Origin of the sequence: Streptomyces sp. NPDC058663, assembly GCF_042716745.1 — a bacterium.
In the GTDB taxonomy this organism is placed as follows: domain Bacteria; phylum Actinomycetota; class Actinomycetes; order Streptomycetales; family Streptomycetaceae; genus Streptomyces.
This window is the reverse complement of the sequence record NZ_JBHXRV010000013.1, coordinates 1-15,716: the sequence shown is the minus strand read 5'-3', so window position 1 is coordinate 15,716 and position 15,716 is coordinate 1. Positions and strand designations below refer to the sequence as shown.

General features: G+C 70.5%; 14 protein-coding genes and 2 pseudogenes. 7 read left to right on the top strand and 9 right to left on the bottom strand.

Annotated elements, in window-relative coordinates:
- Positions 1-138: 138 nt before the first annotated feature.
- A complete protein-coding gene (locus ACFWVV_RS11870) occupies positions 139-1,497 on the bottom strand; it encodes an alpha-lytic protease prodomain-containing protein (protein ID WP_384347624.1) in 1,359 nt (452 codons plus the stop codon).
- A 469-nt stretch (positions 1,498-1,966) separates the two neighbouring features.
- Here ACFWVV_RS11870 and ACFWVV_RS11865 point away from each other — a divergent pair, with 469 nt between their 5' ends.
- The 3 genes from ACFWVV_RS11865 (at position 1,967) to ACFWVV_RS11855 (ending at position 3,759) form a co-directional block, all read left to right on the top strand.
- Positions 1,967-2,569 (top strand): hypothetical protein, encoded by a 603-nt coding sequence (locus ACFWVV_RS11865; protein ID WP_384347562.1) that lies wholly within the window; start codon positions 1,967-1,969, stop codon positions 2,567-2,569.
- Between the two features lie 544 nt (positions 2,570-3,113).
- On the top strand, positions 3,114-3,479 hold the full coding sequence (locus tag ACFWVV_RS11860) for a VOC family protein (protein ID WP_384347565.1): 366 nt from the start codon (positions 3,114-3,116) through the stop codon (positions 3,477-3,479).
- A gap of 13 nt (positions 3,480-3,492) precedes the next feature.
- Positions 3,493-3,759: a DUF1905 domain-containing protein gene (locus ACFWVV_RS11855; RefSeq protein ID WP_384347568.1), complete on the top strand. Its 267-nt coding sequence runs from the start codon at positions 3,493-3,495 to the stop codon at positions 3,757-3,759.
- A gap of 207 nt (positions 3,760-3,966) precedes the next feature.
- On the opposite strand, the gene ACFWVV_RS11850 is transcribed toward ACFWVV_RS11855, so the two are convergent.
- Entirely contained in the window at positions 3,967-5,367 is a 1,401-nt protein-coding gene (locus ACFWVV_RS11850; protein ID WP_384347571.1) for an MFS transporter, read from the bottom strand.
- Between the two features lie 95 nt (positions 5,368-5,462).
- Here ACFWVV_RS11850 and ACFWVV_RS11845 point away from each other — a divergent pair, with 95 nt between their 5' ends.
- The 3 genes and pseudogenes from ACFWVV_RS11845 to ACFWVV_RS11835 form a co-directional block, all read left to right on the top strand.
- Positions 5,463-6,041 carry a helix-turn-helix domain-containing protein gene (locus ACFWVV_RS11845; RefSeq protein WP_384347574.1) on the top strand — a complete coding sequence of 193 codons (579 nt, stop codon included), beginning with the start codon at positions 5,463-5,465 and terminating at the stop codon, positions 6,039-6,041.
- A 204-nt stretch (positions 6,042-6,245) separates the two neighbouring features.
- Positions 6,246-6,656: a hypothetical protein gene (locus tag ACFWVV_RS11840; RefSeq protein ID WP_384347577.1), complete on the top strand. Its 411-nt coding sequence runs from the start codon at positions 6,246-6,248 to the stop codon at positions 6,654-6,656.
- A gap of 612 nt (positions 6,657-7,268) precedes the next feature.
- Positions 7,269-8,363, top strand: a pseudogene (locus ACFWVV_RS11835) (polysaccharide lyase family 1 protein); the annotation flags it as partial.
- A gap of 71 nt (positions 8,364-8,434) precedes the next feature.
- Here ACFWVV_RS11835 and ACFWVV_RS11830 read toward each other — a convergent pair.
- The 4 genes and pseudogenes from ACFWVV_RS11830 to ACFWVV_RS11815 all read right to left on the bottom strand — a co-directional run bounded on the left by ACFWVV_RS11830 (position 8,435) and on the right by ACFWVV_RS11815 (position 11,457).
- A complete protein-coding gene (locus tag ACFWVV_RS11830) occupies positions 8,435-9,571 on the bottom strand; it encodes a serine hydrolase domain-containing protein (RefSeq protein ID WP_384347580.1) in 1,137 nt (378 codons plus the stop codon).
- Positions 9,572-9,949: 378 nt separating this feature from the next.
- A pseudogene (locus ACFWVV_RS11825) lies at positions 9,950-10,180 on the bottom strand (alpha/beta hydrolase); the annotation flags it as partial.
- Positions 10,181-10,485: 305 nt separating this feature from the next.
- Complete coding sequence (locus tag ACFWVV_RS11820; RefSeq protein ID WP_384347627.1) at positions 10,486-11,097, bottom strand: NAD(P)H-dependent oxidoreductase; 612 nt, start codon at positions 11,095-11,097, stop codon at positions 10,486-10,488.
- Between the two features lie 63 nt (positions 11,098-11,160).
- Entirely contained in the window at positions 11,161-11,457 is a 297-nt protein-coding gene (locus tag ACFWVV_RS11815; protein WP_384347583.1) for a hypothetical protein, read from the bottom strand.
- 311 nt (positions 11,458-11,768) lie between these two features.
- Here ACFWVV_RS11815 and ACFWVV_RS11810 point away from each other — a divergent pair, with 311 nt between their 5' ends.
- Positions 11,769-12,131, top strand: a complete 363-nt coding sequence (locus ACFWVV_RS11810) for a hypothetical protein (protein WP_384347586.1) — start codon at positions 11,769-11,771, stop codon at positions 12,129-12,131.
- A gap of 99 nt (positions 12,132-12,230) precedes the next feature.
- Here the strand turns inward: ACFWVV_RS11810 and ACFWVV_RS11805 are convergent, their stop codons facing one another.
- Genes ACFWVV_RS11805 through ACFWVV_RS11795 form a run of 3 tightly spaced genes read right to left on the bottom strand, consistent with a single transcriptional unit; the run spans position 12,231 to position 15,273 of the window.
- On the bottom strand, positions 12,231-12,656 hold the full coding sequence (locus tag ACFWVV_RS11805) for an STAS domain-containing protein (RefSeq protein WP_384347589.1): 426 nt from the start codon (positions 12,654-12,656) through the stop codon (positions 12,231-12,233).
- The gene (locus tag ACFWVV_RS11800; protein ID WP_384347592.1) at positions 12,653-13,747 is read right to left on the bottom strand and encodes a B12-binding domain-containing protein; all 1,095 of its coding nucleotides are present in this window, start codon (positions 13,745-13,747) and stop codon (positions 12,653-12,655) included. Before ACFWVV_RS11800 ends, ACFWVV_RS11805 begins: the two co-directional genes overlap by 4 nt.
- On the bottom strand, positions 13,744-15,273 hold the full coding sequence (locus tag ACFWVV_RS11795; RefSeq protein WP_384347595.1) for a PP2C family protein-serine/threonine phosphatase: 1,530 nt from the start codon (positions 15,271-15,273) through the stop codon (positions 13,744-13,746). The genes ACFWVV_RS11800 and ACFWVV_RS11795 overlap by 4 nt, the downstream gene beginning before the upstream one ends.
- Between the last annotated feature and the right edge of the window lie 443 nt (positions 15,274-15,716).

Here is a 15,716-nt window from a genome sequence, read left to right as displayed (position 1 = left end):
GGTGGCGTGAGGCGGTGGAAAGCGAGCCTGCCCGGTCATCTGCCGTACGGCGGCCGTACGGCGTACAGGAAGGTGACGCCGCAGGCACGGAACGGCGGCGCGAGGCCGTCAGGTCCTCACGCCGCTCACCGCCGTCCGTCAGACGCGCTGCCACAGGGCGGGCGTCCGGTCCGGCTGCCACACCCCCTGTGCCTGGTGCGACTGGAGGCACTCGTAAGCAACACCGTTGTGGACCACCCGTACGCCGGTCCCATAGACCTTGCCCATGCTCCAGCCACCCGAGGGGCGCTCCTGCACACCGGGCGTGCTCGCGCCCGCGTCGGTCTTCAGAGCCAGCCCGAATTCGGAGAGCAGCGGGTTGACGGGCTGGTAGAAGGTGACGCCACCGCTCGTGCAGTCTCCGGAGCCCCCGGAGGTCATGCCCTGCGCCTGGGTGCCGGAGAGGAAGGAGCCGCCGGAGTCTCCGCGTTCCGCGCACGCCGTCGTGCGCGTCACTCCGTCGACGACGCCCTCGGCGTAGGTCACGCTGGAGCCGTGCTGTTCGATCTTGCCGCAGTGCCATCCCGAGGTGGAACCGGACCGGCAGATCGCCGCGCCCACCAGCGCCTCGACCGAACCGGTCACCTTCACGTCCTGGTCGCCCTCCCCCTTGACAGCCGGTGTGGCGGTCCAGTCGCTGTTGACGCTCACCCAGGACATGTCCTTGCCGGGGAAGATCGAAGCCGCGACGGAACCCTGGGCCACCTTGTTGAAGCCGGTGGTCTTGGCGCCCTCCTTTCCGCAGTGCCCGGCGCTGGCGAAGCCCTGCTGTTCTCCCTTGGTCACGGAGAACCCCACCGAGCAGCGGAACTTCTCGTCGATGTGGTACGCGTCGCCGCCCCGGACGTCGTGCAGGGCGCGGGGCCGGTCCGCGGAGACCTTGACCTGTACCAGCCGCCTGTTGACGCCGGCGAGTGCGACGAGCCTGCGGGCGGCTCCCCGGTTCGTCGCCTGGACCGTCACGCGGTTGGTCCGCACGTCGACGTAGCGGACCGGCGTGTCCATGTCCCGTCCCGCGGAGGCGTCCACTTTCGCCTTGGCGGCCTTGAGATCCTCCAGGGTGTTCTTGACGACGACCGCCTTCGCCCCTCCGGCGGTGATCGCGGGGACGTCCGCGGCCTCGGTGGTCGCGACGGTCAGCTGGGCGGAGGTGGCGCCCTGCACCCAGGCGCCGGCGAAGCGCTTGCCCAGGGCGATCTGGAGCTTGCCCGCCCGCGTGCCTGCCTCCGCCTCGTTCACCAGCCGCGCCCTGGCCTGCGCACCGGTGAGTCCCAGGTCACGCTCCATCGCGTGCAGGACGACGGGCGGCGGGCTGTCGGCACCGAGCGTCCGCACGGAGGAGGGTGCGAGGGGTTCGACGGCCGCCGCGGACGGCAGTTCCGTGAGCGCGAGTGCGCCGAACACGGTGAGCGCGGTGAAGGAGGTACAGGCGGCTCCGCCGAAGCGTTTGTGGACCATGGGGATGACCTCGATGTCGGGTTCGGTGGCAGAAGGGCGTAGCGAACCTAAGACCTTGCCGACATGGGCGAAGAAAATACCCACGTCCGCCTGCTGGGTGACAAGAAGGGCCCGCCCGGCGCAGTACGGGATGCCGACCGGCCTTCCACCGGGTACGAGGTTCCCGATCGAGGGGCTCCCGATGTGCCTCGAGGTGTCGTCCGGTAGGACTCACGGCGCCATGTGCCGGACGAGCTCGCGTGACTTCTGTCGCAGTGCGGCTGTCCACTCCCCTCGTCGCATCGGTATCCGAAGCCGCTTTGAGCCAGTGGCTCTCGGCACGGGCGGGGGTGCGGAACACTTCGGCGGGTGATAGTGATGCAGCCCGTTGGCCCAGGTGGCACGTGCGGCCGTTCGGCCGGGGTACTCACCCGGGCTCTGAGTAGCCGTGCTCAGGAGCGGTCCGTCCTCCCTCTCTACTGTGATCATCATGGCTGGTTCGGAAGCAGAAGACGGTAGCCCCTCCCTCGACAACAACGCTGCGAGGTCGGGGGCATCGAAGGGCTGTGCGATCGCGGGCGTCGTGCTTGCCTGCCTGGCACTGCTGGGACTGGTCGCCCTCGATCGGCTGGCGGACAGCATGAAGGATCCCCGGCGGCTGGAGAGCAGCTCTTCGCTCGTGCCCGGCCAAACTGCTGAGTACGCGGATGGACTGCGGATAACCGCCAGTGAGCCGACCCAGGAGCCGGACGGCAGTTACCGCTTCACCCTCACCTATGACAATGGCACCGACGAACCGATAAGGCCCATCGGCGATTCGGAGGACGGCGTCTCGCAGTACGACATCTCCCACGATCCGCTCATCGTCAGGGCCGGAACACGATACGGCGGTGACGCAGCCGCGGTTGACATCAACTGGGCAAACGACGCGCAAGTGGCCCGTGAGCTGCTGCCGCCTCTGGAGCCGGGGGAGAACGTCACCGTCCCCATCCACGTGACCGGTGCCAGGAGAGGAACGCCGGTCACTGTTGAGGTGGAGCCGCAGAGTGCCGGTTACCGGCCCGGAGCGAGTTGGGAATTCACCCTCGGCTGACTCTCGTACCCGGCACGGGGCTCACACCGGGTCGGCGGGCGAACTGCATGGTCTGCTCGGCGCGTCGGCCCTCGCGCGGCAGCGCGGGCACTGTCTGCCGCGCGGCCGAAGCGGCCCAGGGAGCCCGGCACACCTGCAGTCGTACGGATCCGTCCCGGTTACCGGCAACGTACGCATCCGGTCCGCATCCGGCACGGCGCCGCGTGCGGCCAGAACGGCAGCCGCGACTCAGGTGCGGTGGGGGCCCGAGGTGGTCGACTGACCGGTGAGTCCTCTCGACGGCCCGGCCGGTCAGGAGGTCGACGCGCCGGAGTGCCCTCCCAGTGGGCCGGACCGCGAGTCCGGCCTCGACCAAGAACTCTGCTCGGGGACCGCGCACTGCACCGCGGACCAAACTCCACCGACCTGGCGTCGGTCCCAGCAGGTCACCCCGCTCATCGTCAGGCGCAGCCCGCCACGAGCCCCGGCCGAACTTCGTGCCGCGATGAGTTTCCGCGCCGGCCGCCGTCTTACTGGTATGGACACAGAGGAGCGGAGGCACGGGATGAGCCACACCACGCACATCACACAGGTGGCCACGGTCGGGATTCATGTCAGCGACCAGGAAGAGGCGCTCGCGTTCTACGTCGGCGAGCTCGGTTTCGAAGTACGCCGGGACGTACCGTTCGGCGACGGGCGATGGGTCGAAGTGGCGCCACCCGGGGCGACGACGACCCTCGCGCTCGTTCCCGGAGGGGTCCCGGCGGGCATCCGTCTGGCCACCCGGGATGCCGACAGTGATCACGCGGACCTGGTCGCGCGCGGCGTCGATGCGGATGCGGAGGTGCTGCGGATGGGGCCCGCAGCGCCGCCGATGTTCGCTGTGCGCGACCCGGACGGCAATAGCCTCATTCTCGTCGAGAGTTCCTGAACGGGCGGTACCCATGATCGGCAAACAGTTCACAGCGATCCTGCAGAAGAGCCCGGAGAAGGGCGGCTGGACCTACGTCGTGTGGCCCGATGCGGCCGAGTTCTTCGGCACCCACGGACTGGTGAAGGTCCGGGGCACGATCGACGGCCATCCCTTCCGCAGTTCCTTCATGGCGCTGGGGGACGGCACCCACAAGCTGCCGGTGAAGGCGGAAGTGCGCAAGGCGATCGGCAAGGAGGAAGGAGACACCGTCACCGTCCGCCTGGAGGAGCGGGTGTAGACGCCTGGCACACGGATCGTTCGTGCTGGGGTGAGGGGCGCTCCGTCCGGACTGGATTCCGGGCGGTGCACACCGGTTGACGCACCGATGGCGGCACGCCACTGAGGGACCCGCGCGTGATGATCCGGAGAGACGAACGGGCCTGGTGGCCCTGGCCGGCACCGCGGGCGGCGGTGCCGGTGGGTGCGGGGCAACTCCGTGTGCGCCCTAAAGGGTCTTGCCAGCCGCGGGCGGCGAGGCTCGCGCCACGACGAGGAGGAACAGTCCGCAAGCCGCCACGAGCAGCCATCCTGGACGTGAGGCGGCGGCGAGACCGGCAGGGCCTGCGCCCGCGACCAGACCCCCGGCAGCGGCGATACCGACCGCCGCGCCCACCTGGCGCGCGGTGGAGGTGATCGCCCCCGCCACGCCCGCCCGCGTCGGCGGCAGACCGCTGACCGCGGTATTGGTCAGGGGGGCGTTGGCGAAGCCGAACCCGACGCCGATCAGCAGGTGAGCGAGAAGGATCAGCGCCACGCTCGTGTCCTGGCTCAGGCCGATCAGGCACAGACCGCCGGCCGCGGTGAACCCGCCCGCGAGAAGCAGCGGGCGCCTCGGCCCGAAGCGTCCCACCAGAGTGCCTGCCCACGGCGCGCACAGGGTGGCCCCGAGCGCCATGGGCAGGGTCGCGGCACCGGCCGCAAGCGGTGTCCAGCCACGAGTGTGCTGGAGGTAGAAGGTGTTGAGGAGCAGGCTCACGTTCAGCGCGACGAACACCGACACGGCGCCCAGGACGGCTGTGGCGAACGGCGGCCGACGGAAGAGACCGAGGTCCATCAGGGGTTCGCTGCTGCGCGATTCCACCAGGACGAAGCCGGCCGTCGCCGTGGTGATCAGGGCGTAGGCGGCGAGAGCTGCGGGTGAGGCCCAGCCGATGCGGGGGCCTTCCACGAGGACGCCGACGAAGAGGCAGAGGACCACGGTGAGAAGCACCTGGCCGGGCAGATCGAGGCGCCGGGCGCGCTCCGCGCGGGACTCCGGTACGAACACCGCGACCAGGACCAGGGCGGCGATGACGACCGGCGCGTTGATCCAGAACACCGAACGCCAGCCGAACGCGGCGATGAGCGCCCCGCCGGTGACCGGGCCCGCTGCCATGCTGAGCCCGAAGACCGATGCCCACACACCGATGGCCCGGGCCCGTTCCCGTGGGTCGGGCATCGCGTTCACCACGATCGCCAGGGCCACGGGGCTCAGCATGGAGGCCCCCACCCCCTGAACGGCCCGTGCCGCGACGAGTACGCCGAACGACGGGGCGACGGCGCAGGCGAGGGAGGCCAGGCCGAAGACGATCAGTCCGCACCGGAAGACCCGGCGGCGACCGAAGCGGTCCGCGAGCGCGCCGGAAACGACGAGGAGGCTGGCCAGGACCACGGTGTAGGCGTTGACGACCCATTCGAGGCCGCGGGTGCCCACGTCGAGGCCCTGGCCGATTTCGGGCAGCCCCACGTTGACGATGGTGGTGTCCACCCCCACCAGGAACATGCTGAGCGCGCAGATGGCGAGCACCGTCCAGCGTCGGCGCGCGCTCAGCGGGGAGGGCGGGGCGGTCAGGGATGTGGCGAACACGGGAAGTCCCCCTTCTACGGGATCGGTTGCCGCCCAGGCTCGGGCCGGGGGAGGGTCCGGGCCCAGGAAATTTGCGGAAGCAGCAAAATGGCCGCATGGACACCGAACTCGCGGAACTCCTCGACAGCATCGGGCCGCGGCTGCGCACCCTGCGTCGCGACCGCGGCCTCACCCTCGAAGCTCTGGCATCGGACACCGGAATCTCCGTGAGCACGCTGTCGCGGCTGGAGTCGGGCCGGCGGCGTCCGACGCTCGACCTTCTGATCCCGCTCGCCCGGGCCCACCGCGTCGCGCTGGATCAACTGGTGACCGCTCCGCCGACCGGTGATCCGCGGGTCCACCTCAAGCCGCGGAGCCGGGAGCACGGAAATGTCCTCATCCCGCTGACGCAGTACCCGGGCCGCGTCCAGGTCTTCAAGCAGGTGCTCGCACACCGCGAACCGCGGCTGGTGACCCACTCCGGCTACGAATGGCTGTACGTGCTCGCCGGCCGGCTCCGCCTCATCCTCGGGGAGCGCGAGCTCATCCTGGGGCCGGGGCAGGTGGCGGAGTTCGACACCGGTGAACCCCACTGGTTCGGCCCCGCCCACGCCGAAGCGGTGGAAATTCTCCACCTGTTCGGCCCCCACGGCGACCAGGCGGTCGTCCGCACCGGTCCGACGGCGCACGACTGACGGCTGACGGCTGACGGCTGACGGCTGACGGCTGACGGCTGACGGCTGACGGCTGACGGCTGACGGCTGACGGCTGACGGCGCACGAATGCCGAACCGGCGTCGGCCTGAAACCGCGACCTCGCGCATGCAAGTCTGAACTCCACCACAGGTCCCGATTCGCCCTGCGGTTCGGAGCCTCCAGCACCCCGGGAACGTGAAAACAATGCCGCTGCCGCAACGTACGCTTCTGATCCTGAGCTTTGCACTCGTCGCCGCGCAGATCGCTCTCACGGCCGCCTACTTCTTCTGGTTCATCCCGATGTTTTCCGGAGGGCTCGGACCCGACGCAGGCGAGTCCTCGTCGAGAGCGTCCAGCAATGTGGTGACACTGCTTTCGCTCGGTATCGGGGGAGTTGTCATCGCTCTCGATTACTGGGGGTGCCTGGGCATATTTCGCTCCCTGCGCCACCGAATTTCCGCTTCACGCCCGCTCGGTGCCGCATGCGCGGCCCAATTGCTGCTCACAGGTTGCGCCGCCGTTGCGGAATGGGCACTGCCCGTGATCGCATGCCTGACAGCTTTCGCTCTGTTGTCGGCGTGCTTGTGGTACGACCGGCGCCGATTCACGCGCTGACGGTCCCTTTCCCGTACCTCGAGGCGGCAACCTGGGTTCCGGCGGGACGTCCACCGCCATCCCACACGATCCGGACGGGCCGCCGGCCCCGGAGCTCACCAGGACGGCCACCCCGTAGGTCCCGCGCGCCGGGTCCGGAGTGGGTGACCCGCCCCCCGGTCCCCCCAACTGCACTACGTGCACGCCGACTTGTGGAGGGCGGAGTTCGCCGGGGAACCCGGGGCAGCGAAGACCGCCGACGCGGCGGCGGGGAACCTTCCGCGTTCTGCGCAGGGTCTTGCCAGGCCGTGAGGGCACCCCTATGGTCGCGGGCAGAAAGCGCTTTCTCTCTTCCTTGCCCACCCGGGGTCCGTTCCGGCGGGACGGCCCTCGCGCCCCCACGAGCGACGTCGCGCAAGCGTCGCCACCGCAATCACCGCCGGCTTGTGCCACCTGTCCCGTCAGGGGTGCTCCACTCCCCCGGCATCGGCACATCGACACGGACAGCCGTAGCGAACCAGTCCTCAACCTGCCCGGAACCAGATCCGCCCGGCATCCCCGACCGACCGCGTGGGGCTCCTCCCCCCGTCGGCGGGCACCCGCCGGACCGGGCCACGAAATTGGGAGCCGAGAATGAGACGAACAGTTGCTCTGCGACTCAGTACGGCCCTGGTCACGACGGCGGCAACCGTCGCGACCAGCCTCCTCCTGACCACTCCCCACGCGTCGGCCGCACCCGGCGGCGCCACCGGCTACGCGACCCAGAACGGCGGCACCACCGGCGGTGCCGGCGGCAAGACCGTGCGCGCCACCACCGGGACGGCGATCCATGCCGCCCTGTGCGGCCGGGCGAGCAGCAGCACCCCGATCGTCATCGAGGTCGAGGGCACCATCAACCACGCCAACACCGCCAAGGTGTCCGGCACAAGCTGCAACACCGCCGCGGGCGTCATCGAACTCAAGCAGATCAGCAACGTCACGATTCTCGGCGTCGGCCAGGGCGCCGTCTTCGACCAACTGGGCATCCATCTGCGCGAGGCCCGCAACATCGTCATCCGGAACGTGACCGTACGCAACGTCAAGAAGTCGGGCTCCCCCACCTCCAACGGCGGCGACGCCATCGGCATGGAGAGCAATGTCCGCAACGTCTGGGTCGACCACGTCTCCCTCGAGGCCTCGGGCGGCGAGGCGCAGGGCTACGACGGCCTCTTCGACATGAAGGACAACACTCAGTACGTGACGCTCTCGTACAGCACCCTGCGCAACTCCGGACGCGGCGGCCTCGTCGGGTCCAGCGAGACCGAGCTCTCCAACGGCTTCATCACGTACCACCACAACTTGTACGAGAACATCGACTCCCGCGCCCCGCTGCTGCGCGGCGGCACGGCCCACATGTTCAACAACCACTACACGCGCATCAACGACTCGGGCATCAACTCCCGGGCCGGAGCCCGCGCCAAGGTGGAGAACAACTACTTCCAGGACTCCAAGGACGTCCTCGGCACCTTCTACACCACCACCGTCGGCCACTGGCAGGTCGGCGGGAACATCTTCGACAAGGTGACCTGGTCGAAGCCCGGCAGCGACTACAAGCCCGCCGGACCCGACCCCAAGTCGACGACCACGATCGGCATTCCGTACGCCTACGGCCTCGACGGGGCCGCCTGTGTACCGGCCACAGTGAGCCGAACAGCGGGCGCGGGCAAGGGGCTTCAGGTGTCGGACGGCTGTTAGTGATTCTGTCGGAAAGCGTGGCCTGAGCTGGTTCTCCTTCGGTAGGGGCAGTGCCGGGCCGTCGGTCAGTCCCGTCTGCACAGGGCGTGCTCGATCGCCGTGTCGGTGGCCTTCTCCACCGGCTCCCAGGCCGTCACCCGGGAGGACAGGGACAGCACGACGGCCCGGCGGCCGTCTCCGGTGACGCCGACGCGGGTGGCGTAACCGGGGACGCTGCCCGGGTGGGTCCAGTACCAGCCGCCACACGACAAGGGGAGTTGGGCGATGCCCAGGCCGTACCGTCCGCCGAGACGCGTGTCCACGGTGGTTCTCATCTCCGCCCTCTGCGCGGGCCGCAGCAGTCGGCCGCCCATGAGTGCCTGCCAGAAGCGGGTCAGGTCCTCGGTGGTGGTGATCAGTTCGGCGGCGGGCCCCGCCCAGCTGTGGTTGAGCCTGGTGGTGTCGATCAGCGGCCCGCCCTGAGTGAACTGCTCGTAGCCGGAAGCGTGCGGACGCGGCAGGTGTGCCCGCCGCCGGGGTGTGAAGGTGTGGGGCGCGAAGGTGTGCGTCAGGCGGAGCGGCCGCAGAATGCGGTCGGTCACCTCCGTGGACCAGTCACGGCCGGTGACCTTCTTGATGATCATGCCGAGCACGACGTAGTTGGTGTTGGAGTACGACCAGCTCCCGTCACCGGGCCTGTGCCGCATCGCCATCGCCACCAGCCGTTCCGGCGGGATGTCGTCGTTCCAGTGGCGGCGGTATCCCTGGGCGGAGGCGAGGACCGGCAGGTCGTTGGCGTAGTCGTACAGGCCACTGGTGTGCTGGAGCAACTGCCGCAGCGTGATCCGGGTGCCGTTGTTCCCGTTGCCCCGCACCACGCCCGGCAACCATCTGTGGACGGTGTCGTCCAGGGACAGCCGCCCCTGCCCCGCCAGTTGCAGCACCACCGTGGCAACGAACGTCTTGGTGTTGCTGCCCATCCGGAAGTACCCGCCCTTCGGTACCGGTCGCCCGGTTCCCAGGTCGGCCACTCCGCTGCGAGCGGACCACTGGCCGCGCGGGGTGCGTACCCCTGCCTGCACTCCGGTGACACCGGCGGCGCGGATGGCGTCCACGTCGCGCTGCAACACCTGCCGGCGCTGACTGTCCGTGGCCGCGGCCGATGCCGATGTGGGCGGGAGCGTCCCGGGGCCCAGAAGGGCGAGAACGGCCAGAAGTGCCACGCGCCCTCCCCGGCGGCGCGCTGCTCGGCCGAGGGGCCCGCTCGACCTCACGGTCTTCACCTGCGCCACCCCCCCCCTCTCGTACTGCCGCGCACTCCTCCACAACGATGCGGTGACACTCGGTCCCGGTCAACGAGGAGGGGGCCTCCCCCAGCCACCCGACCCGTGCCCAGGACCGTTACGGGATCCGAGGCGGCCCGGCCCGTGCGCGGCGACGTCTCTGTCGGGCGTGCGGGGAGGCTGGGCACTGCGTTGTCCGTGAGTTGGCGTTCCGGGCGGGGCCGATGGCCGGGGTACCGGGTGCACGCGAAGAGCTGGCGCGAGTTCCGGGCCCAGGGGTGGCCGCCCGTCACCCGCAAGCTGGAGAAGGAGGTGGGTTCACGCCCCGTGCGTCTCGGCCAGTTCGGACAGGACCCGGGCCGCCGGTGCCGGATCAACCAGCCACTTCAGGTGACTGCCCTCCAGTGTGCGCACGTCGTACGGGTTGTCGGGCCTCAGCGCGTTGCCCTCCCGGATCAGCCGGTCCTGGAGGGCGAGGGGCAGGCTCCTGTCGTCGGCGAGGCGGATGTATGTCCGGGGGAGGAGGCCCCAGGGCGCGGCCTGTTCACGCGCGAGATCGTTTACACCTTTCCCGCCCATGTCACCAGGTACTGGGGCCTCTCCCACATCCGATGGCTCCCCGTCCCCGACATGAAGACCATGACCTATGCCCTGGTCTGGCAGACGGAGGCCGAGAACGATCTCGTCCGCGCGCTCGCCGCAACCGTGCGCGACCTGGGCACGCTCCGCATGTGATCCGGGGCGGGCCTGGAGCATCCAGGACCTTCTCCGTCATGGGCAGGGAGCCATCGGCAGGGGAGCGGCTGAGCCAGGAGCGGCCGCCAGGAGCGGCCGTTCCTGGGAGGTACGGCAATTCAGCGCGGGCGGGCCGTGAGGAGGGCCGCCGCCTCGGAGCGTGCCTGCCGCAGCCACTGCTCCCTCTCCTCCGGGGTGGAGTCCGTGACGGTGCGCACCACCGTACGGCGCACGTCGGTGACTCCGGTGTACGGCAGCACACAGCTCGTCCAGATCCGGTGCAGCGGATCGCCGAACTCCTCCCGCTCCCGCGCCTCGGGGGTGTCCGAGGTGTTGAGGACCAGTGCCCGCCCCGCCCTGAGCAGACCGACGGGCTCGCCGTCCGCGCTGCCCAGCTTGTACGCCACCCCTGGCACCAGGACACGCTGGAGCCAGCCGGTGAGAATGGCCGGCGGCATCCCCCACCAGTTGGGGTGGACGAAGACCAGAGCATCCAGGGTGGGGAGCTCCGCCCGGTGCGCCGTCACCTGGGCATCGGCCGCCGGGCCGGTCTCCCGCACGGTTTCCGTCTCGTCGGCGCCCATGACGGGGTCGAAGCCCTCTGCGAACAGGTCGTGGACCAGGACCTCGCCCTCGGGGTCCCGGGTCCTGAGCTCGTCCACGACAGCCCCGAAGAGGGCGTGGCAGAAGCTGCCGGGGCGGGGATGGGCGAGATAGGCGCCTATGCGCACGGTGCTCAACTCCTGGATCCACGGGTCGGGTTGGCCATTCAACCAGGCGGAGAACAGGGGCAATTACGGGGTGGGGGGGCGGGCCGTGCTGCCCGCCACGTCCCTCGCGACGGGAGCCGGACCGCCGTGCGTCTGCCAGGCGACAGGAAGGTGCTCGGGCAGACGTTTCATGAAGTTCGTGCGCCGGACGAGCTGCTCCTCCGGCACCGCCGGGCGGACGTCCGGCAGGTGCTCCAGCAGCGTTTCCAGGGCGATTTCGGCGTGCTTCCTGGCGAGCGCGGTGGCGGGGCAGCAGTGCGCGCCGCCGCCGAAGGAGAGAGGACAGGCCCGGCTCCAGTGCGCCCGCAGGGGACACGGCAACTCCTGTCCCGGGCGGTCGGCGCAGCGGCCAGGAGGGCGTTCCCCCGACCGGCCGAACGTGCCTCTCCTTCCCACGGACCGCGCGGCCCTGCCACACCTGGCGTCCATTCGGCGGATCGCGGGCGGCAAGCCGAAGTGGGGCGACCGGGAAACGTCTGCTGCGCTGATGCGCGGGCTGCCTGCCCACGCGTGCGCCGGGATGCGTGCGGGGGGGATGCGTGCGCCGGGATGCGAAGCCGGAGTCGGTGGTATCCCCTCTCGCGCGCCGTCCTCCCATGGGAACTGTCGGGGCTGCCCCACATAATGAGGGGATGAGTTACGACCTGGCTGTCTGGGAAGGCCCGCATCCGTCCGACGATGCGGTGGCAGCCGAGGTCTTCGACACCCTTCATGCCGCCTGCGCGGGCCAGAACATCCCGCCGACCGATCTGATCCGGCGCTATGTGTACGAACTGCTGGAGCGGTGGCCCGACCTCGGCCATGCCGATGACCCCGAGGTCGATGAGGCCATCCCGTGGGCCACCGGGCCGTTGATCGACGAAGCCAGCGGGCCCCTGCTGTACTTCGGCATGGTGTTCAGCAAGTGCGAGCAGGCCGTGCCGTTCGCCGCGGACCGGGCCCGGGCGCTCGGCCTTGTGTGCTTCGATCCGCAGAACGGGTGCGTCATCGCCTGAAGTACGTCGTACCTCCGCACGGCGGACCGGCCGGGCCGACGAGGGGCGGGTTCCGGTCGATCGGGGCCGGGTGGGCTGTGAGTCGGTGCGGGCGGTGACTCAGGTGGTGCCGTCCGGCCCCCTGGGGCGGGACCCGGACGCGTGCCCCTCGGTCTCCGGGGCGTGTGCCGTGTCGCTCGGGGCGGCGTCCGTGAGGAGCGCTGCGGTGAAATATGCGAGCGTACCGGTGATGTCGAGGAGCCGGTCGAGCTGTGGGGTCCGGTCGTCCAGGTGCAGCTGCACCTTCGCGGCGGCCGTCCGCCGCCCGATCATGAGCAGGACCGACAGGCCCATGGAGTCGACGGAGCCGATCCCGGCACAGTGCAGGTGCAGGTCACGCAGCTGCGGCCGGTCGTCGAGCAGCAGCGTGACTTGCTCCAGGAGGAGGTCGGAGTTGTCGTAGTCGAGGTCTCCGGTGATCTCTATGCGGACTCGGTCCTCGGCGTCGACGAGGGTCAGGTGCAGGGCAGGGGGCAGCGCGGTCATCGGGGCTTTCCAGCGGTGGTGGCGTGATCGGTGGTGAGTGCGTCGGCGCCGCGCCGCAGGATGCGGGCGGCCCGGGGGAAGTCCTTGAGCTCCCGGGCGAGGAGATCGAGCGCCGGCGGCAGCGAATGGGCGGGCACCCCTCGCGCTTCGAGGACGCCGGCGGTCCAGGAGACGAACGAGGTGAACAGGTCCGCGTCGTCGAGATAGAGGGCGGTGGCGAGGAACTCCACGATGTGTGCGAGGTCTTCGGCGGTGCGCTCGCGCTGCAGGTCGTCGTAGGCACGCATGGCCGGGAAGGCGTCTTCGAGGGTGTGGAAGACGGTGCGGACCAGTGAGTCGCTGTTGCGGGCGACCATCGTGTACTCCTGGTCGGCCAGGTGCGGCAGGTCGTCCATCTGCTGGTGGTCGACCTGCGGCCCCGGCAGCGGCCCCTGGGCCAGCCGGTCGGCCGCCGCTCGGGCATCGGGCGCCCACGCCTGGGCTCCGAGCAGCTCGGCGTACTCGCCGTGGGGCCCGAAGGCCGCGCCGCCCACCAGAACGGGCACGCCGACGGCCTGGCACGCGGTGATCGCGGCGTGCGCGGTCGGCAGCCGGGTGGCGATCGAGCTGGAGAGCGCGACCACGTCCGCCTTGGTCCGGTGGAGATGGGCGATCAGGTGAGGGGCGGGCACCTGGGCGCCGAGGTAGTCGACCCGCCAGCCCCTCAGCTTCAGCACCTCCGCGACCAGGCGGGCGGGCAGCGCGTGCCATTCGCCGTCCACGCAGGCCACCGTGACCCTGTCCGCGCCCGGTGTCCTGCGCGCTGCGGGGTGGCCGGCCAGGGCGGCGACGGTCCGCTCGTTGATGGCCGTCGCGGCGTGCTCCCGGGCCACGCTCATGCGGTTCGCGGCCCACTCCTCACCGACCCTGCCCTGCACCACGGCGATGACGTCCAGCAGGACGCACTCCGGGTCGACTCCGTCGTCCAGGGCACGCAGGACCACCTGGACGGCGGCGTACTCGTCTCCGACGGCGACGGCGTGCCACAACTGCTCGACCGGGTTCCGCAGCCGGGCCCCATCCGCAACGCGGGACGGTGTGCTGGTGCTCATGCGGTGTACCTGCCCCGGGTGCGGCCGTCCACCGCGCTCAAGTGGTGGGTGCGCGGTGCGGAGATCGCGACGACGGCCATGTCGTCGTGCGGGCGGCTGCCCAGCCACTGGGAGGCAAGCATCTGGACATGCTCCACGATGCCTTCCGACGGCATTCCCGCGCATCCGGCCAGGGCCCGCTTCAGGCGGTCCTCACCGAACTGGGCATCGCCCAGAGGGCCGCCCCTGGCCTCGGTGATTCCGTCCGTGTAGAGGATGCAGGACTCCCCGGGGGCCAGGGTGATCGTCGTGGTGCTGGCGGGCGCGGTCGGCATGGCCCCGACGAGCGTGCCGCGGGTCTCGGCCTCCTCCACCGTGCCGTCGCCTCGGATGATCAGAGGGGTCGGGTGCCCGGCGCTGGTGAGGCGCACCTGCACCTCGTGGCCCCTGCGGGCGGCGGAGGCCAGTACCAGGGTGGCGAACCGGGCGTGGTGCGAGTTCAGCAGGGCGGTGTTCAGCAGGCTGAGCATCCGCTGGTGGTCGTCGGCCATGGGCAGCAGGGCGTGCAGGGTGTTGCGGATCTTCCCGGTGAGCACCGCCGCTTCCAGGCCCTTGCCGCACACGTCTCCCAGGGTCACCAGCGAAGGCTCACCCTCGGTGGTGGCGGGGTGCACGTCGTAGAAGTCACCGCCGATCCGCTCGTGGTGCTGCGAGGGGCGGTAGCTGCCCGCGTAGTCCACCCCGGCGATGTGGTGCAGCGTGGGAGGGAGCAGCTCCCGCATCAGCACCTCGGTGATCGCCGTCTGTTCCGCATAGAGGCGGGCGGCCGACATCGCCGCACCGGAGCGGGCGGCGAAGAGGCGGGCGAATACTTCCTCCTGGTCGGTGAACTGGTCGTGGCCCACCTTGCGCAGCAGCACCAGGGCGCCGGCCGGCACGCCGTGCCCGGGCAGCGGGGTGACCACGATCGAGCCGATCGGTCCGAATCCCTCGGGAATCATCCAGGCCGGGGCGGACGCCGGGTCGATCCACCGCGAGGGTACGGGGGGAAAGCCGCGCAGTGCCTCACCGAGGCCGGGGACGTCGTCCGGATCCACCGCCTCCTGGGAGGTCGAGGGGGTACCGCCGCGCAGGCACGTCACGACCGGCAGCCTCCGGCCACGAGCCGGGGCGATCGACAGGGCCGCGTCGGCGAGGTTCTCGGCGGCCATCTGCGCGGTGACGTCCATGCAGCGCTCCAGGTTGAGGGAGGAGAGCAGCGTGCTGGACGCCTTCGCGAGGAACGCGGTCCGCTCCCGCTCCATCCGGAGGGCTTCACGGGCGAGCTGGTGGTCGGTGTCGTCCACCAGCCACCAGGCAACGGTGCCGTCGTCCCGGGAGCTGGGGTGCGCCTCGTAGCGGCGTCCGTCGATCACACCGGACAGGGGGGCGTCCGAGTCCTGCACGGACCGCGGACCGACGAGGCCCATGGCCCGGTGGGCCGCCGCCAGCCATGCCGGGGCCACAGCGGTGAGCGGGGATCCGGGCCGGGCCGCGGGCAGGAGCATCCCCGCGGCTTCGTTGCACTGCAGGAGGAGGCCCGCGGTGTCAGCGACCAGAACGGGGTACGGGGCCCGGGCCCACGGGAAGTCCGGTTCCGTGTGCGCGGCGGTGTGCGTTTGGGTGGAGACCAAATAGACAGGACCCGCTGGGCGAATCCCTCACCTCTTCAGCTAGAGCGAAAACCGTTGCCGTCCGGCAACCATCCCGCACGTCGCACCCTCCTGGCAACCACCCCCCGCACCTCGCAGTCAATATCGGACATACGGCACGCGACCTGGGCTTTTATGCGGACGTAACGCAAGGGAAGTGACGATTCGGTGAAGGGCTGCCCGGCGTCTGGCCCCGCACCGCACGGGCGATCAGGAGTGGACCGGCGCCTCTGTCCACCCCGCGGGTCCAGGGCCCACCGCCGCCGAGACGGTTCCGGGGCCCGGCCCTGTCCAGGGCC